Annotated in this window: 17 protein-coding genes; all 17 read left to right on the top strand. The window is 34.4% G+C overall.

All coding sequences use genetic code 11. The annotated features are described in order from the left end of the window. The first annotated feature begins 37 nt into the window (after window positions 1–37). The 17 genes from D9V42_RS13025 to lysS all read left to right on the top strand — a co-directional run bounded on the left by D9V42_RS13025 (window position 38) and on the right by lysS (window position 18,858). Complete coding sequence (locus D9V42_RS13025) at window positions 38–694, top strand: 50S ribosomal protein L25/general stress protein Ctc (protein ID WP_107555050.1); 657 nt, start codon at window positions 38–40, stop codon at window positions 692–694. 209 nt (window positions 695–903) lie between these two features. Further along, window positions 904–1,476 (top strand): aminoacyl-tRNA hydrolase, encoded by a 573-nt coding sequence (gene pth / locus D9V42_RS13020; RefSeq protein ID WP_039069419.1) that lies wholly within the window; start codon window positions 904–906, stop codon window positions 1,474–1,476. Beyond that, entirely contained in the window at window positions 1,473–4,985 is a 3,513-nt protein-coding gene (mfd, locus tag D9V42_RS13015; RefSeq protein ID WP_122065285.1) for a transcription-repair coupling factor, read from the top strand. The genes pth and mfd overlap by 4 nt, the downstream gene beginning before the upstream one ends. After that, window positions 4,975–6,528, top strand: coding sequence for a polysaccharide biosynthesis protein (locus D9V42_RS13010; RefSeq protein WP_107555048.1), 1,554 nt, complete (start codon window positions 4,975–4,977; stop codon window positions 6,526–6,528). The genes mfd and D9V42_RS13010 overlap by 11 nt, the downstream gene beginning before the upstream one ends. Further along, on the top strand, window positions 6,528–7,721 hold the full coding sequence (locus tag D9V42_RS13005) for a MazG nucleotide pyrophosphohydrolase domain-containing protein (RefSeq protein ID WP_122065283.1): 1,194 nt from the start codon (window positions 6,528–6,530) through the stop codon (window positions 7,719–7,721). Before D9V42_RS13010 ends, D9V42_RS13005 begins: the two co-directional genes overlap by 1 nt. After that, entirely contained in the window at window positions 7,718–7,981 is a 264-nt protein-coding gene (locus D9V42_RS13000; RefSeq protein WP_107555046.1) for an RNA-binding S4 domain-containing protein, read from the top strand. Before D9V42_RS13005 ends, D9V42_RS13000 begins: the two co-directional genes overlap by 4 nt. Before the next feature lie 21 nt (window positions 7,982–8,002). Further along, window positions 8,003–8,401 carry a septum formation initiator family protein gene (locus D9V42_RS12995; RefSeq protein WP_107531057.1) on the top strand — a complete coding sequence of 133 codons (399 nt, stop codon included), beginning with the start codon at window positions 8,003–8,005 and terminating at the stop codon, window positions 8,399–8,401. Between the two features lie 100 nt (window positions 8,402–8,501). Then, window positions 8,502–8,900: a S1 domain-containing RNA-binding protein gene (locus tag D9V42_RS12990; RefSeq protein ID WP_017722020.1), complete on the top strand. Its 399-nt coding sequence runs from the start codon at window positions 8,502–8,504 to the stop codon at window positions 8,898–8,900. Between the two features lie 207 nt (window positions 8,901–9,107). Continuing rightward, the gene (gene tilS / locus D9V42_RS12985; RefSeq protein ID WP_122065281.1) at window positions 9,108–10,391 is read left to right on the top strand and encodes a tRNA lysidine(34) synthetase TilS; all 1,284 of its coding nucleotides are present in this window, start codon (window positions 9,108–9,110) and stop codon (window positions 10,389–10,391) included. A gap of 5 nt (window positions 10,392–10,396) precedes the next feature. Next, complete coding sequence (hpt, locus tag D9V42_RS12980; protein WP_017722022.1) at window positions 10,397–10,936, top strand: hypoxanthine phosphoribosyltransferase; 540 nt, start codon at window positions 10,397–10,399, stop codon at window positions 10,934–10,936. Window positions 10,937–11,232: 296 nt separating this feature from the next. Continuing rightward, on the top strand, window positions 11,233–13,299 hold the full coding sequence (gene ftsH, locus D9V42_RS12975; protein ID WP_122065279.1) for an ATP-dependent zinc metalloprotease FtsH: 2,067 nt from the start codon (window positions 11,233–11,235) through the stop codon (window positions 13,297–13,299). A gap of 235 nt (window positions 13,300–13,534) precedes the next feature. Continuing rightward, window positions 13,535–14,416 (top strand): Hsp33 family molecular chaperone HslO, encoded by an 882-nt coding sequence (gene hslO / locus D9V42_RS12970; protein ID WP_107555043.1) that lies wholly within the window; start codon window positions 13,535–13,537, stop codon window positions 14,414–14,416. A gap of 146 nt (window positions 14,417–14,562) precedes the next feature. Continuing rightward, window positions 14,563–15,495, top strand: coding sequence for a cysteine synthase A (cysK, locus tag D9V42_RS12965; protein ID WP_107555042.1), 933 nt, complete (start codon window positions 14,563–14,565; stop codon window positions 15,493–15,495). 227 nt (window positions 15,496–15,722) lie between these two features. Then, a complete protein-coding gene (folP, locus tag D9V42_RS12960) occupies window positions 15,723–16,526 on the top strand; it encodes a dihydropteroate synthase (RefSeq protein WP_107555041.1) in 804 nt (267 codons plus the stop codon). Then, a complete protein-coding gene (gene folB, locus D9V42_RS12955; protein ID WP_107531890.1) occupies window positions 16,504–16,869 on the top strand; it encodes a dihydroneopterin aldolase in 366 nt (121 codons plus the stop codon). Before folP ends, folB begins: the two co-directional genes overlap by 23 nt. Then, window positions 16,869–17,348, top strand: coding sequence for a 2-amino-4-hydroxy-6-hydroxymethyldihydropteridine diphosphokinase (folK, locus tag D9V42_RS12950; RefSeq protein ID WP_107555040.1), 480 nt, complete (start codon window positions 16,869–16,871; stop codon window positions 17,346–17,348). Before folB ends, folK begins: the two co-directional genes overlap by 1 nt. 22 nt (window positions 17,349–17,370) lie before the next feature. Then, window positions 17,371–18,858 carry a lysine--tRNA ligase gene (lysS, locus tag D9V42_RS12945; protein WP_107555039.1) on the top strand — a complete coding sequence of 496 codons (1,488 nt, stop codon included), beginning with the start codon at window positions 17,371–17,373 and terminating at the stop codon, window positions 18,856–18,858. Window positions 18,859–19,422 lie beyond the last annotated feature (564 nt).

The raw sequence follows: 19,422 nt of genomic DNA, 5'->3' as shown, positions 1-19,422 counted from the left end.
TGAAATATAAGAACAAAATATGAAAGGTGGAAATAATATGGCTGCATTAAAGTCAATTATTCGTCAAGGTAAACAAACTCGTTCAGACCTTAAAAAATTAAGAAATACTGGTAAAGTACCTGCAATCGTATACGGTTATGGTACTAAAAATACTTCAGTTAAAGTAGATGAAGTAGAATTTATCAAAGTTATCCGTGAAGTTGGACGTAACGGTGTTATCGAATTAGGCGTAGGTTCTAAAACTATTAAAGTAATGGTTTCTGACTACCAATTCGACCCACTTAAAAACCAAATCACTCACATTGATTTCTTAGCTATCAACATGACTGAAGAACGTACTGTTGAAGTACCAGTTCAATTAGTTGGTGAAGCTGTTGGATCTAAAGAAGGCGGCGTTGTTGAACAACCATTATTCAACCTTGAAGTTACTGCTACTCCAGACAATATTCCTGAAGTAATCGAAGTAGATATCACTGAATTAGAAATTAATGATACGCTTTCAGTAGAAGACATCAAAATTTCAGGTGAATTCACTATCGAAAACGAAGTAACTGATTCAGTTGTAACAGTAGTTCCTCCAACAGAAGAACCTACTGAAGAAGAAATCGAAGCAATGGAAGGCGATTCAGAAACTGAAGAACCAGCTGTTGTTGGCGAAGAAAAAGACGATGAAGATGAAAGTGAAGAAAAATAATAAGCTGACATAGCTTGTAATTACTTTACCATCATACGCTGATTAACTCAGCGTTATCATATCTTATAAAAAGCACCGTGCTTAATACGTTAAGCAGGTGCTTTTTTATGTTATTATAGTGAATGATACGGCAAAAAATAATAAGAATAATAAATAATAGAACTCGAATATAAATTAGATAAAGAAAGACAACTATTGGAGGTAACATAATGAAGTGTATTGTAGGTTTAGGCAATATCGGTAAACGCTTTGAACAAACAAAACATAATATTGGATTTGAAGTAATTGATTATATGTTAGAGCAAAATAAGTTTACTTTAGATAAACAGAAGTTTAAAGGTGCTTATACGATAGAACGATTTGCAGGCGAAAAAGTAATGTTTATTGAACCGATGACGATGATGAATTTATCTGGTGAGGCAGTAGGCCCGTTAATGAAATACTATGACATAGATATTGATGATTTAGTCGTTTTATATGATGATTTAGACTTACCACAAGGTGAAATCCGTTTAAGACAAAAAGGGAGTGCTGGTGGACATAATGGTATGAAATCTATTATCCAAGTGTTAGGCACAGATCAATTTAAACGTATTAGGATTGGTGTAGACAGACCTTCAAATGGGATGTCTATCGTAGACTATGTACTACAAAAATTCTCAAAACAAGAAATGGAAACAATGAATAAAGTAATAGAACATTCTGCACGTGCAATTGAAGCCTACATAGAAAGTGATCGGTTTGATCGCGTGATGAATGAATATAATGGTGAAATCAATTGAAATCAATAATTACAGAATATATAAATGAAGATAAACGTTATCAGGAATTAAACGAAGTATTTGGAAAAGAGCAAGTATTGGTTACTGGCTTATCAGGTGCCGCTAAAGCAACGATTATCGCCGAAAAATATTTAAATAGTTCTAAACAATTATTAATTGTAACAAACAATCTTTATCAAGCAGATAAATTAGAAAGTGATTTGACACAGTTTGTTGAAGAACAGGATATTTACAAGTACCCAATGCAAGATATTATGACAGAAGAATTTTCAACACAAAGCCCTCAATTTATGAGTGAACGTGTGCGTACATTAACGGCGCTTGCTCAAGAAAAGAGAGGTTTATTTATCGTTCCGCTTAACGGTCTGAAGAAATGGTTGACCCCAGTAGAAATGTGGAAATCACATCAGTTAACTTTAAGTGTAGGGGACGATTTAGATATTGATGACTTCTTAAATAAATTAGTTAATATGGGATATCGTAGAGAAAGTGTTGTTTCTCATATAGGTGAGTTTTCCTTACGAGGCGGTATTATTGATATATATCCACTAATTGGTAGTCCAGTTAGAATTGAACTTTTTGATACAGAAGTAGATTCAATTCGTGACTTTGATGTAGAAACCCAAAGATCAGAGGAAAATGTTGAAGAAGTAAACATCACTACTGCGAGCGATTATATAATCACAGAAGATGTGCTTAAGCATACAAAGCAAAAACTTAAAGAAGCATATGAATATACAAGGCCAAAAATTGATGAATCGGTTCGTAATGAATTAAAAGAAACATATGAAAGCTTTCAGTTGTTCGAATCATCTATGTTTGATCACCAAGTACTACGCCGTCTTGTCGCTTTTATGTATCAACAGCCTACAACAATTATCGATTACTTTAAAGATGACGCCATTGTAGCGGTAGATGAATATAACAGAATTAAAGAAACTGAAACGTCACTTATTTCAGAAGCGGATGAGTTTATGCAAAATTTGATTGAAAGTGGTAAAGGATTTATTGATCAAAGTTTCTTGCAATATGATGCTTTTGAAAACCAGCTAAAATCATATCCAGTGACATATTTCACATTATTCACAGCGACAATGTCTATTGAACTAAACGAAATTATTAAATTTTCATGTAAGCCTGTGCAACAGTTTTATGGACAATATGATATTATGCGTTCAGAATTTCAAAGGTTTATTCAAAATGATTATACGATTGTTGTACTTGCTGAAACAGAAGTCAAAAAAGAACGTATACAATCTATGCTTAATGAAATGCATATACCAACCTTTATCGATACGCCTACGCACCGTAATGAAGGTGGGAGTGCAATCATTACTGAAGGTAGTTTATCAGAAGGTTTTGAATTACCATACATGCAACTAGTAGTTGTTACTGAGCGAGAATTATTTAAATCAAAACAAAAGAAAAAACCAAAACAACAAAAAACATTAACAAACGCCGAAAAAATTAAATCTTATCAAGATTTAAAAGTAGGTGATTATATTGTACATGTCCATCACGGTGTAGGTAGATACTTAGGTGTTGAAACATTAGAAGTGGGCGGTGTACATAAAGATTACATTAAACTTCAATATAAAGGAACAGACCAATTATTTGTACCTGTTGATCAAATGGACCAAGTGCAAAAATACGTAGCCTCAGAAGATAAAACGCCTAAGTTAAACAAACTTGGTGGCACAGAGTGGAAAAAGACAAAAGCAAAAGTTCAACAAAGTGTTGAAGATATGGCAGACGAATTAATAGAGCTATATAAAGCACGTGAAATGTCTGTTGGATATCAATTTGGTCCAGATACAGCTGAACAAAATGATTTTGAAATTGACTTTCCTTATGAACTTACTCCCGACCAAAGCAAGTCGATTGAAGAGATTAAAAAGGATATGGAAATTGAGCGTCCTATGGATAGATTGCTGTGTGGGGATGTTGGTTACGGTAAGACTGAAGTTGCTGTAAGAGCAGCATTTAAAGCAGTGATGGAAGGTAAGCAAGTTGCCTTTTTAGTACCGACAACTATATTAGCACAACAGCACTATGAAACATTAATCGAACGCATGCAAGACTTCCCAATAGAAGTGCAGCTAATCAGTAGATTTAGAACAGCAAAAGAAATCAAGGAAACTAAAGAAGGTTTGAAATCTGGTTTTGTTGATATCATTGTAGGCACACATAAATTACTGGGGAAAGATATTCATTATAAAGATTTAGGGTTGCTCATTGTCGATGAAGAACAACGATTTGGTGTTCGCCATAAAGAACGAATCAAATCTTTAAAAAATAATGTAGATGTGCTTACGCTAACAGCTACACCAATTCCGCGTACCTTGCACATGAGTATGCTAGGCGTGCGTGATTTGTCTGTCATTGAAACGCCACCAGAGAACCGTTTCCCAGTGCAAACATACGTATTAGAGCAGAACACTAACTTTATTAAGGAAGCCCTAGAAAGAGAATTATCAAGAGATGGTCAGGTGTTTTATTTATATAATAAAGTGCAGTCTATATATGAAAAAAGAGAGCAATTACAAATGCTTATGCCAGATGCCAATATAGGTGTTGCGCATGGACAAATGAATGAAAGAGATTTAGAAGAAACAATGCTGAGTTTTATCAATCATGAATATGACATCATTGTAACTACGACTATTATAGAAACAGGCGTAGATGTTCCAAATGCCAATACATTAATTATAGAAGATGCAGATCGCTTTGGATTAAGTCAACTTTATCAACTAAGAGGACGTGTAGGTCGTTCGAGTCGTATTGGTTATGCATATTTCTTACATCCTACGAATAAAGTACTGTCGGAAACTGCTGAAGATCGTTTGCAAGCAATTAAAGAATTTACTGAATTAGGTTCAGGTTTCAAAATTGCGATGCGTGATTTAAACATTCGAGGTGCAGGTAATTTATTAGGTAAACAACAACATGGCTTTATAGATTCAGTAGGATTTGACTTATATTCTCAAATGTTAGAAGAAGCAGTAAATGAAAAACGTGGCGTGACAGATGAAAAACAAGATGCTCCAGATGTTGAGATTGAACTTAATATTGATGCATACTTACCAGCAGAGTACATTCAAAATGAGCAAGCTAAAATAGAAATTTATAAGAAATTACGTAAAATTGAGACAGAAGCACAGTTAATGGATGTTAAAGATGAGTTAATTGACCGCTTTAATGATTACCCTGTTGAAGTTGAAAGACTGCTAGAAATGATGGAAATTAAAATACATGCATTGCATGCTGGCGTAACCTTGATTAAGGATATTGGTAAAAAGGTAGAAATTTATTTATCTGAAAAGGGTACGACAGATATTAATGGCGAAACATTATTTAAACAGACGCAACCATTAGGACGCACAATGAAAGTAGGCGTTCAAGATGGTAAAATGAAAGTGACATTAAATAAAACAAGTACTTGGTTTGATAATTTGAAATTCCTAGCAAAATGTTTAGAAGAAAGTATGGTTATCTCTGATGAAAGCTAAGATAGACAAGTCGACTGCTTTTAGTGGAGTGGTCGTGCTCACTTTGGCTCTTATAGTTGTCAAAGTATTAAGTGCAATTTACCGTGTACCTTACCAAAATATTTTGGGTGATGAAGGGTTATATGCATATCAACAAGTTTATCCGATTGTAGCGTTAGGTGTTATTTTAACGATGAATGCGATACCTAGTGCAGTTACCCAGATATTTGGTTCGGAAGGAAATTTAAAGCAGTACATGCATGTGATGATGCGCATACAACTCATAAGCACAGTCTTTTTCTTGATTCTGCTACTTTGTGCGAAGTGGGTTGCATTGTTAATGGGGGATATTAATCTGACGCCTATGCTTAGAGCAGCAAGTTTTAGCTTCTTGTTTATCGGCGTTTTAGGTGTGTTTAGAGGTTATTATCAAGCACAGAGGAACATGAATGTGCCAGCTATTTCCCAGGTAATCGAGCAATTTGTACGTGTGGGTATCATCATTGTGGCGATCATTTTATTTATGACACAACAATGGTCACTTTATGCTGCGGGAACATTAGCAATTATTGGTTCGGCATTTGGGTTTTTAGCATCGAGTCTCTTCCTTGGAATGTGCAAACCATTTAAACATTCACAAAATAAGACGTATGAATCAGCGCAAAAACCATTTGCAGAATGGCGGAAACTCGTCTTAGCTATACTTGTCTTTGCGGTAAGTCAACTTATTGTTATTGTGTGGCAAGTGGTCGATAGTTTTACAGTACTTCACATGTTGCAAAGTACAGGTTTAAATTTTCAACAAGCGGCTTCTCAAAAAGGTGTCTATGACCGTGGTGCATCATTTATTCAAATGGGGTTAATCGTCACAACGACGTTTTGTTTTGTACTAATCCCTTTACTAACGGATGCAATAAAAGTTAAGAATAAGGTACTTACCAATAGATATGCTAACGCTTCTATTAAAATCACAATCTTGTTTAGTGTTTCAGCAGGTATTGGTTTAATTAATTTAATGCCTATTATGAATAGCGTATTTTTTAAAAATGATAGCCAAACGTTAACGCTAGCTGTATATATGTTAACTGTTATTTGTGTGTCACTTATTATGATGGATATTGCTCTATTACAAGTAAAAAATAAAGTGCGTCCTGTATTATTGGCATTTAGCGTGGGTGTTGTAAGTAAAACGATACTAAATATAGTATTGATACCGCAATTATTAATGTTGGGTGGTAGTATAAGTACTGTAATATCACTCATTTTATTTGCCATTGTATTACACAAACATGTATTGAAATATTATCTTTTCCAAAGTATGCGTAAATATGTGATGAAGTTGATTGTTACAATGCTTATCCTTTCATTAGCAGTTCAAATTACAATGTGGTTGATACCTGAACATGGACGGATAATTGGTTTAATAGAATTATTAATCGCAGCAGGTATTGGTGCCATTGTGATTGTTGTTGCTATTGTGCATACCAACTTGTTAAGTTATAGAGAATTAAAGCATTTACCATTTGGAGATAAGTTATACCATATGAAGAGGGGGGAAAGATAATGACAGGGAAGATAACGATTGTTGGATTAGGCAACTACGGCATCGATGATTTGCCATTAGGTATATACAAATTTTTGAAAAATAAGCCTATAACATATACAAGAACTTTAGAGCATCCAGTAATACAAGCTTTGACTGACGAAGGTATGCAATTCCAAAGTTTTGATCATGTTTATGAAGAAAATCAAGCATTTGATGACGTCTATCAAACTATTGTGACGCAATTAATTGAAGCAGCTCAAGAAGATGATATCGTGTATACAGTGCCTGGACATCCTCGTGTAGCTGAAACGACAACTGTAAAATTAGAGACATATGCACAACAACATGACGACATAAAAGTTGAAATATTAGGCGGTAAAAGCTTTATAGATGATGTGTTTGAAGCGGTGAAAGTAGACCCTAATGATGGTTTTACTTTGCTTGATGCTACGTCGCTTACAAGTCAGCAATTAAACATACGTACACACACATTAATCACGCAAGTGTATAGTCCCATGACAGCTGGAGATTTAAAAGTGACATTGATGGAGCGATATGATGATGAACAGCTCGTTTATATTGTAGACGGTGCTAGTAGTGGTGGAGCAAATGTTATTGAAACACCTTTGTTTGAATTGGACCATCACGCTATGATTTTCAATAATGTAACAAGTGTATTTATTAGAAAAGTTGATGACGAAGCAACATACTATAGTGATTTTTATTACGGGACAAGTATTATTGATCAACTAGTTGATGATGAAAATGGTTGTCCATGGGATAAAGTACAAACACACAACACATTAAAAAGGTATTTATTAGAAGAATCATTTGAGCTATTTGAAGCCATAGATAATGAAGATGATTGGCATATTATAGAAGAACTTGGTGATATACTATTACAAGTACTCTTGCATACAAGTATTGGTAAAAAAGAAGGCTTTTTTGATATAAATGAAGTAGTACAAAACTTAACAAGTAAGATGATACACAGGCATCCACATATATTTGGTGAAGCACAAGCAGAGTCAGAAGAAGATTTAAAACATATATGGGCAAATGCCAAAGCTGAAGAAGGTAAAGTGCAACGTGTGAAATTTGAAAAAGTGTTTGCAGAGCATTTTATGAAGTTGTATGATATAACCAAAAATATGTCGTTAGACGAAGCTGCTTTAAAACAATTTTTAGAGCGAGGAGGAGATAAATCATGAGACTTGATAAATATCTTAAAGTATCAAGATTGGTGAAACGCCGCACATTAGCAAAAGAGATAAGCGATCAAGGAAGAATTACAGTGAATGGTACAGTTGCTAAAGCTGGTACAGACGTTAAAGTTACAGACGAACTTGTAATTCGTTTTGGTCAAAAAATTGTAACTATAAATGTGACAGGTTTAAGCGAACATGCAACGAAAGAAAATGCTAAAGGCATGTATGAAATTGTAAAAGAAGAAAAAATTGGTGAATCATAATAACAGAGGAGGTGACAAGCATTGAGTAAAAAAGTTGAAAACATAGGTAATACATTTACTTCTTCAGAAAACAAGAAGAAACAGAAACAAAAGATGAGAAGACGCGTAGTCCGTAGACGTATTACTCTATTTGGTGGTATTTTACTCGCTATTATCATTGTTTTATGTATAATGCTTGTCACTCAAAAGCAAAGTAATCAAGAAGATGCTGTAGAACGTCAACAAAAAGAACAAAAATATCAAAAACAACAAGATGAAGAACTCGCATTAAAAGAACAACTTAATAATCTTAATGATAAAAGTTATATAGAGAAAGTAGCGAGAGACGATTATTATTTAAGTAATGATGGTGAAGTAATTTTCAAGTTGCCAGGAGACAAGTCTGAATCCAAATCGAAATCACCGAAAGAGGATAAATAACGAAAAAAATTTTTTTGCATCATAATACCATTGTTAATTTATGCAAACAGGCATATAATAAGATTAAAATCGAAACAAATCGGGAGGATTTATTTACAATATGTCAATCGAAGTAGGAAACAAGCTTAAAGGTAAAGTCACTGGGATTAAAAAGTTTGGCGCTTTTGTCGAACTTCCAGAAGGAAAGAGTGGCTTAGTTCACATAAGTGAAGTTGCAGATAATTACGTGGAAAATGTAGAAGACCACTTATCTGTTGGAGATGAAGTTGAAGTTAAAGTGCTTTCAATTGCTGACGATGGAAAAATTAGTTTATCTATAAAAAAAGCAAAAGATCGTCCGCGTAGACCGCAAAGTAAACCTAATCACAAACAACCTCAACCAAAAGGTGAAGACTTTGAAAAGAAATTAACAAATTTCTTGAAAGATAGTGAAGATAAATTAACTTCCATCAAACGTCAAACAGAATCTAGACGTGGCGGAAAAGGCGCAAGACGCTAAAAATATATAATGAGACTGTTCCGCAAATACCTAACTTGATTCATTGAGGACAAAGTGAAATCATTTATTCCAATATTAAGTTTGATCGTAACAATCTAAGACTGTTTTCTTACTTGAGGAAACAGTCTCTTTTTTGTTAAAAATTAGAGCACTTTCATTTTATGCTAGGGTGTCTAATGAATGTCTACAAGTAAGGAGGTGGTTTGCATGGAAGTGAATACTGAAGGTTGGTCCTCGGATAAGCACATCGTATTGGCTGTATCAACTGGCATAGATAGTATGGTGTTGTTGCACCAACTTATTACAAACTTGCAAGATACATACGCCCAATTAACCTGTTTGCATGTGAATCATAATATTAGATCGATTGCCAATGAAGAAGAATTATTTCTCAAGCAATATTGTATTGACCATAACATTGCATTACATGTTAAACAATTGGATTTATCTGACATTGTTAAAAAAGGTAACAGTATTGAGAACGAGGCTAGACTTGAACGTTATCGTTGGTTTGATTTAATGATGAAGGATTTAAATGCAGATGTACTACTCACAGCTCATCATCAAGATGATCAAGTAGAAACCATTTTTTACAGGTTAATGACAGGCCGTTCTACTAGAAGTAGTCTGGGGATGTCTTATTTAACAACACGAGGTTGTTACGATTTATGTAAACCGCTTTTGACAGCGACTAAAGTAGAAATTAGAAATTATCAGCATGCTTACGACGTTCCTTTTTATGAAGATGCAACTAATGCAGAAAATCATTATGTAAGAAATGACATTCGAAATCGCATCTTACCTGAAATAGAGCAAAATAAACACTTAGAGACCAAGCAGTTATTAAAACTAAAAGAATGGCATGACGAACAACGATTAGTTATTGAGAGCGAGGCTACCGCTTTTATAGAACGTGCTGTTGAAGTTAATAACGCCCAATACCGTTTTTGTAGAAAACAATTTTTACAATTGCGACACAGCGTAAAAATGACCGTATTAGATAAATTACTTGCTAGTCTACCAATGCACGATACCTTAACAGAAAAAACATATAATCAATGGTTTCAAATCATGGAGGAAAATATAGCGCAATCTACATTATATACAACAGATAAATGGATAATTTACATTGCTTATGATAAATTTATAATAATGGCAAATGATGACGTGAAACTTTCTCCGGCTAAGATGAATCAATCAGGGACTTACAACTATAGTCACTATAGTATTGACATTAATAACGATCTTCCTGCATTTGAATTTCCACTAGTAGTTCGTACAAGAAACGATGGTGATAAATTTGAACTAAATGGAATGAAAGGGCGTAAAAAGGTTAGCAGATTGCTGATTGATAATAAAATTGAGCAACAAGAACGTGACCAAATGCCAATCATAGTTAATGCTGATAATGAAATTATTGCTGTTGGAACATTATTTTTAAAAAGTAAATACAAAGGCTTAATTTGTATACGAAATATGGGAGAGGAATGAAAAAGATGAGAGATGATTTAAAGGAAGTATTGTTATCAGAGGAAGATATTCATCAAATATGTAAAGATTTAGGTGAACAAATTACAGCAGCATACAAAGGGAAACCGCTTGTTTGTATCGGCATACTAAAAGGGTCAGTAATGTTTATGGCAGACTTAATTAAATATATTGATACACATTTAGCGATAGATTTCATGGATGTTTCAAGTTACCACGGAGGGACAGAATCTACAGGAGAGGTTCAAATCTTAAAAGATTTAAGTTCTTCAATTGAAAATAAAGACATCTTGATTATAGAAGATATCTTAGAAACAGGAACAACTTTAAAATCGATTACTGAATTACTAGAATCTCGTCGTGTAAATTCGCTTGAAATCGTAACATTGCTTGATAAACCTAATCGTCGCAAAGCCAATATCGAAGCTAAATATGTTGGGAAGAAAATTCCTGATGAATTTGTGGTTGGCTATGGTTTGGACTACGCTGAAAACTATAGAAATCTACCATATATCGGTACACTTAAACCAGAAATTTATTCGAAATAAGCAATACAATTTATCCAAATTGAAAATTATTATATAATGTAAGTCTAAGTCGTTTTATGTGAGTAAATACAGTAGACCTTAATTAGATAAACTCTTGTAAGTATTGTATACATAAATTTATGGTGGCTTGTTAATATGTAATACATTTTAAATATAATTGAAAGTAAAGAAATAAAAATTAAGATAAAGCGTCCGAAATTGTAAACATAGTACAAAAGTTGAAATACTAGCCTTGAACTTATGCATTATGTTACAATTTTTGTTAGTTTTATTATTGAAGTAGGAGGAAACGACGCATGCAGAAAGCCTTTCGTAACGTGCTAGTTATCGCAATCATTGGCGTTATTATTTTTGGTCTGTTTTCATTTTTAAATGGAAATGGGAATATGCCAAAACAACTTACATATAACCAATTTGTGAAACAGCTAGAAAAAGGTGATTTGAAATCACTTGAAATACAGCCTGAACAAAATGTATATATGGTAAGTGGTAAAACAAAAAATGATGAAGACTATTCTTCAACAATTTTATATAACAACGATAAAGAGCTTGAAAAAATAACAAATGCAGCACAAGAACAAGATGGATTAAAATTTACAGTTAAAGAAGAAGAAAAACAAAGTGTTTTTGTAAGTATATTAACAACATTAATTCCTGTATTAATTATTGCGTTATTATTTATTTTCTTCCTAAGCCAAGCACAAGGTGGAGGCGGCGGTGGCGGTCGTATGATGAACTTTGGTAAATCCAAAGCGAAAATGTACGACAGTCAGAAGAAACGTGTACGCTTCTCAGATGTAGCTGGTGCAGATGAGGAAAAACAAGAATTAATTGAAATTGTCGATTTCTTAAAAGACAATAAACAATTTAAACAAATGGGCTCAAGAATACCTAAAGGTGTCCTATTAGTAGGTCCTCCTGGTACAGGTAAAACATTACTTGCACGTGCAGTTGCTGGTGAAGCTGGTACACCATTCTTCTCAATCAGTGGTTCTGACTTCGTTGAGATGTTTGTTGGTGTCGGTGCAAGCCGTGTACGTGATTTATTCGAAAATGCTAAGAAAAATGCCCCTTGTATCATTTTCATTGATGAAATTGATGCAGTTGGACGTCAACGTGGTGCTGGTGTCGGCGGTGGCCACGATGAACGTGAACAAACATTGAACCAATTATTAGTTGAAATGGATGGATTTGGTGAAAACGAAGGTATCATTATGATAGCTGCTACTAACCGTCCTGACATTTTAGACCCAGCATTATTACGTCCAGGTCGTTTTGACAGACAAATTCAAGTAGGCCGCCCAGATGTTAAGGGTCGTGAAGCGATATTACATGTGCATGCTAAGAATAAACCACTTGATGAAACAGTTGATTTGAAAGCAATTTCTCAAAGAACTCCAGGTTTCTCAGGTGCCGATTTAGAAAACTTATTAAATGAAGCATCACTTGTTGCTGTACGTGAAGGTAAGAAGAAAATCGATATGCGTGATATAGAAGAAGCAACTGACCGCGTTATTGCAGGTCCGGCTAAGAAATCTCGTGTTATTTCTGATAAAGAACGTAACATTGTAGCGCACCACGAAGCGGGTCATACGATTATAGGTATGGTACTTGATGAAGCTGAAGTGGTTCACAAAGTTACCATTGTTCCTCGTGGTCAAGCCGGTGGTTACGCAATGATGTTACCAAAACAAGATCGTTTCTTAATGACGGAACCAGAATTACTAGATAAAATTTGTGGTTTACTCGGTGGACGTGTTTCAGAGGATATTAACTTTAACGAAGTATCCACTGGTGCATCTAATGACTTTGAACGCGCAACGCAAATTGCACGTCAAATGGTTACTGAGTATGGTATGAGTAAAAAACTTGGTACGGTCCAATTCTCAAGTAGTAGTAATGGACAAGTGTTCTTAGGTAAAGACATGCAAGGTGATCCAGAATATTCAGGGCAAATTGCTTACGAAATTGATAAAGAAGTACAACGTATTATTAAAGAACAATATGAGCGTTGTAAAGATATCTTGCTAGAACACAAATCTCAGTTGAATTTAATCGCTGAATCATTATTGACTGAAGAGACGTTAGTTGCTGAACAGATACGTTCATTATTCTATGACGGCGTATTACCTGAAGTTGATTACGATGGCGCAAAAGTTGTCGAAAACGAAGACAGTGATTTTGAAAAAGGTAAGTACGGAAAATCATACGATGAAGTTCGTAAAGAGCAATCAGAAAAAGATAACGATGATGAACAAGAGCAAGAAGATAAAGACACAGAAGAGACAGGTCATGAAGAATCACCAAATATTGATAAACCAAGCAATCCAAGTGATCCTAATGACCCAAGCAATCGAAACTAAGAAATAAAACCAAGACTTCTTTCTGCTATCAATATGAATAGTAGAAAGAAGTCTTTTGTTTATAGTTTAAAGACCCATCTAAGCAATCGTTATTTTAAGGCAAATGTGTAGTCAAACAAATAGTTAGTAATTTTCACCAAGAAATATTAAAATAAGTTGCGTTAATAGAAGGGAAATTGACAAAATAAGCCGATATATGACAAAAATCAATTAAATTAAAGGAGCAATCTTAAAAATGACTAATGATTATATAGTTAAAGCTTTAGCTTTTGGAGGACAGATTCGTGCATACAGCGCTTTGACAACTGAAAGTGTTCAAGAAGCGCAAACAAGACATTATACTTGGCCAACTGCATCAGCTGCGTTGGGTCGTACAATGACAGCGACATTAATGATGGGTGCTATGTTGAAAGGTGAACAAAAATTAACCGTAACAGTAGATGGTCAAGGGCCAATAGGTAAAATTATTGCTGATGCTGATGCGAAAGGAAATATAAGAGGTTATGTTACTAACCCTCAAACACATTTCCCGTTAAATGAAAGTGGTAAATTAGATGTTAGTAGAGCGGTTGGAACAAATGGGTCATTAACTGTAGTTAAAGACGTAGGACTAAAAGATTATTTCTCAGGTTCAAGCCCAATCGTTTCAGGTGAGTTAGGTGACGATTTCACATACTATTTTGCTAAAAGTGAACAAGTTCCTTCATCGGTTGGACTTGGTGTACTCGTTAACCCTGATAATTCAATTAAAGCATCAGGTGGATTTTTAATCCAAGTAATGCCAGGCGCAGAAGATGAAACGATTAATCAATTAGAAAATGCCATTAATAGTATGACGCCAGTATCTAAACTAATTGATCAAGGTTTATCACCAGAAGAACTTTTATTTGAAATTCTTGGTGAAGATAACGTACAAATACTAGAGAATCTTCCGGCGCAATTTGAATGTAATTGTGGGCACGATAAATTCTTAAATGCAATTAAAGGTTTAGGAGAGGCAGAAATACAAAATATGATCGATGTAGATCATGGTGCAGAAGCAGAATGTCATTTTTGTAGAAGTAAGTACACGTATTCAGAAGAAGAATTACAGGAATTATTAGAAAATATTAAGTAAAAAGGGTAATATTGATATTGTAATATCTTGGAATTTAAATAAATAATGTTTTATTGTTGTATTTACAGAAAAATCTGATAAAATAAAAGTATATCCGAGAGAAAAAGTAGGGTTTAAAAACTTTTTAACGAAAAGGAGCAATACTTATGTCAAATAAACCAGTAGACAATATCGTACAAGTGATTGGAAACACACCTGTAGTTAAATTAAACAACGTTGTAGAGGAAGGCGCTGCAGACGTTTATGTAAAACTTGAATATCAAAATCCAGGCGGTTCCGTAAAAGACCGTATCGCGTTAGCTATGATTGAAGAAGCTGAAAAAGAAGGCAAAATTAAGCCTGGCGATACAATCGTTGAACCAACAAGCGGAAATACTGGTATCGGCTTAGCATTTGTTTGTGCAGCTAAAGGCTATAAAGCTGTATTTACAATGCCTGAAACGATGAGCCAAGAACGTCGTAACTTATTAAAAGCATACGGCGCAGAGTTAGTATTAACACCTGGTTCAGAAGCTATGAAAGGTGCAATCAAGAAAGCTAAAGAATTGAAAGAAGAGTTTGGTTACTTTGAACCACAACAATTCGAAAATCCAGCTAATCCTCGTGTACACGAATTAACAACTGGACCAGAATTAGTTGAACAATTTGAAGGTAAAACAATTGACTCATTCTTAGCTGGTGTCGGCACTGGTGGAACATTAAGTGGCGCAGGCAAAGTGTTAAAAGAACAGTACCCAGATATCAACCTCGTAGCAATTGAACCAGAAGACTCTCCGGTATTAAGTGGTGGAGAACCTGGTCCTCATAAACTACAAGGTTTAGGTGCAGGATTTATTCCAGATACTTTAGATGAAAATATCTACGATGAAATTATTCAAGTAGGTAACGAAACAGCTATGGAAATGGCACGTAAAGTTGCTAAAGAAGAAGGTATCTTATGCGGTATTTCTTCAGGTGCAGCGATTCATGCAGCCATTGAAAAAGCTAAAAACATAGGTGCAGGTAAAACAGTTGTCACTGTATTACCAAGTAATGGTGAACGTTACTTATCAACACCATTATTCGCATTTGACGATTAATCATTGAAGCATATTGATAACCGGTCACATAATTATGTGTGCCGGTTTTTTAATGTGGTGATTGAATTAAACACATAACTTTAAATATAGGGTTATTTTGATTTATTAAAATTTGCAGGTCATTCAAGTACTTGTTACTGAAAAAAATAAAAAATAACGTTATTATAGAAATATGATAATAATTTGATAGGAAAATCATTTTAGATGTGAAAGGAAGCCAAATGATTATGACGCATACAAAAATTATGGGAATATTAAATGTTACACCGGACTCATTTTCTGATGGTGGGAAATATAATTCAGTTGAAAAGGCTGTTGAACGCGCAGAGAAAATGATAGAAGAGGGCGTTGATATTATAGATATTGGTGGCGTATCTACGAGACCAGGTTATGAAGATGTGAGCGTTGAAGAAGAACTTGATCGTGTCGTACCTGTGGTAGAAGCTTTGACTCGTTTAGGTATTCAATTATCAGTTGATACATATAGAAGTGAAGTAGCAGAAGCGGCCATGAAATTAGGTGTTACGATGATTAATGACCAATGGGCTGGCCATCATGATCCGCGTATATTTGAAATTGTTGCGAAATATGAAGGTGAAATTGTGTTAATGCACAACGGAGATGGACTTAGAGAAGAATCCGTTGTGGATGAAATGTTATTGTATCTTTTGAAACAAGCAAATAAAGCTGAAATGGCGGGGATACCACAACATAAAGTGTGGATTGATCCAGGTATTGGTTTTGCCAAAACAAGAGACGAGGAAAAGGAAGTTATGTCTCGATTAGATGAACTCGTAGCAACTGGGCACCCGGTGCTGTTAGCAACAAGCAGAAAAAGATTTATTAAGGAAATGATTGGTTTAGACACAACTCCAACTGAACGAGATGAAGCAACTGCTGGTACAACAGCATATGGTATTACTAAAGGTATCAAGGGCGTAAGAGTGCATAACGTTGCATTAAACGCTCGGATAGCACAAAGTATGGATTACTTAAAGGAGAATGATAATGCGCGACACAATATTTCTTAATGGTATGAGATTTTATAGTTATCATGGCGCGTTACCAGCCGAAAATGAGATTGGACAAATATTTATTGTTGATGTCACGATGAAAGTTGACCTTAGCATAGCAGGTGAAACTGACAAAGTTACAGATACTGTGCATTATGGAGAAGTATTTGAAGAAGTGAAAGCGATTATGGAAGGTGAACCAGTAAATTTATTAGAGCATCTGGCTGAACGTATTGCAAAACGTATAAATTCACACTATAATCGTGTAGTGGAAACGAAAGTTAGAATCACTAAAGAAAATCCACCTATACCTGGACATTATAATGGAGTAGGTGTTGAAATAGTGAGGGAGAATCACTAATGACATATGCGTATTTAGGATTAGGTAGTAATATTGGAGAAAGAGAAACGCAACTTGATGAAGCGGTACGCATTTTAAATAACAAAAATGGTATTGAAGTCACGAAAGTTTCACCAATATATGAAACAGAGCCAGTTGGTTATGTTGATCAGCCACAATTTTTAAATCAATGTATTGAAATTCATACATTATTGAAACCAAAAGATTTGTTAAAGGCATGTATGGAAACAGAACAACAATTGCATCGCGTTAGAGATGTGCGTTGGGGCCCAAGAACTTTAGATGTAGATATTTTATTGTATGGAAATCAAATTATTGAAAAAGAAGATTTGATTGTTCCACATCCAAGAATGTTAGAACGTTCATTTGTTCTGATTCCATTAAATGATATAGCATCTGATTTTATTGAACCGCATTCTAATCAAAAAATTGGTGATATAGTGATGACAAACGATTCAGTGAAAAAGTATAAAGATTGAAAAGCATAAAGGAGAGAAAGTTATGTCAGAAGAAATGAACGACCAAATGCAGGTTCGCCGCCAAAAATTACAAGAATTATACGATTTAGGAATTGATCCATTTGGACAAAAATTCGACCGTAGTTCAATGGCTAGCCCATTGCACGAAGATTGGGATCAATTTTCTAAAGAAGAGTTACAAGAAAAAGAAGAAGAAAGCCGTGTAAGTATAGCAGGGCGTTTAATGACAAAACGTGGTAAAGGTAAAGCAGGATTTGCCCATGTTCAAGATTTAAGTGGTCAAATACAGATTTATGTTAGAAAAGATCAAGTAGGCGATGAACAATTTGAGATTTGGAACTCTTCAGATTTAGGTGACATCGTTGGTGTTGAAGGTGTTATGTTTAAAACGAACACAGGTGAACTTTCGGTTAAAGCAAAATCGTTCACGCTTTTAACAAAAGCATTACGTCCGTTACCAGATAAATTCCATGGCTTACAAGATATTGAACAACGTTATCGTCAACGTTATCTTGACTTAATTACAAACCAAGATAGTACTAAGACATTTATTAATCGCAGTAAAATCTTACAAGAGATGCGTAACTATTTAAATTCTCAAGGATTCTTAGAGGTAGAAACACCAATGATGCATCAAATAGCAGGTGGCGCTGCAGCACGTCCGTTTGTTACACACCATAATGCATTAGATGCTACATTATATATGAGAATTGCAATTGAATTACATTTGAAACGCCTTATCGTCGGTGGCTTAGAGAAAGTATATGAAATTGGTCGTGTGTTTAGAAATGAAGGTGTGTCTACAAGACATAATCCAGAATTTACAATGATTGAATTATATGAAGCGTACGCGGACTATCACGACATCATGGATATTACTGAAAACATGATTAGACATATTTCAGAAAAAGTATTAGGTACTGCTAAAGTGTCATATGGTGAAGAAACAATTGATTTAGAGTCTAACTGGAAACGAATCCATATGGCTGACGCTGTTAAAGAAGCGACAGGCGTAGATTTCTTTAATATCCAAAGTGATGATGAAGCTAAAACAGCTGCTAAAGAACATGGTGTAGAAATCACAAGTAATATGAAATACGGTCATATCTTAAATGAATTCTTTGAACAAAAAGTTGAAGAAACATTAATTCAACCTACATTTGTTTATGGTCACCCAATAGAGATTTCTCCTTTAGCTAAGAAAAACCCAGAGGATCCTAGGTTCACAGATCGCTTTGAATTATTCATTGTAGGTAGAGAACATGGCAATGCATTTACAGAATTAAACGATCCTATTGATCAAAGAGCAAGATTTGAAGCTCAATTAGTAGAAAAAGAACAAGGGAACGATGAAGCACACGAAATGGATGAAGATTTTATTGAAGCACTAGAATACGGTATGCCTCCAACAGGTGGTTTAGGTATAGGTATTGATAGACTAGTGATGTTACTTACTGATTCAGCATCGATCCGTGACGTATTATTATTCCCATATATGAGACAGAAGTAAAAACCACAAACTATATATTTGGAAATGCTAGCTTAAAATAAAACGAATATCATGTTTTGTCATTATGACAAAATGTGATATTCGTTTTTTTAGTGGAAAAAGAAGCGGTTAATATATGGATGAATTAAGTAAAAGTCCATTTCAAACATAATTTTAATAAATAAATTAAGTAATAAGAAACGATTACGCATAAATATGCTATAAAGATATAAAAATATACTATAAAAGGTATGGTAAATGCTGTTTTCATATGGTAAGATTATTCAAGTCGAGTTAAGCAAGTGAGCGAAACAAGACATGCGAAAATACTATAGTAAATATTTTGAGAAAAAGTTAAGAAACTATTGACTCGAATGAGAAAACATAGTATTATATAAAAGTCGTCAAAAACGATGATTACATAAGCGAATGACTTAAGTAAATGTTGTTTAAAGATTTCTTGAAGATAGTGTAAAATTGACTATTGCAATTGATTGATAAACAATGTATCATTAACGGAGTAAGTTATTTTGTCTGGTGACAATGGCAAAGAGGTCACACCTGTTCCCATGCCGAACACAGAAG

This window comes from Staphylococcus pseudoxylosus (genome assembly GCF_003697915.1).
In the GTDB taxonomy this organism is placed as follows: Bacteria; Bacillota; Bacilli; order Staphylococcales; family Staphylococcaceae; genus Staphylococcus; species Staphylococcus pseudoxylosus.
This window is presented reverse-complemented; position numbering and strand designations above follow the sequence as displayed.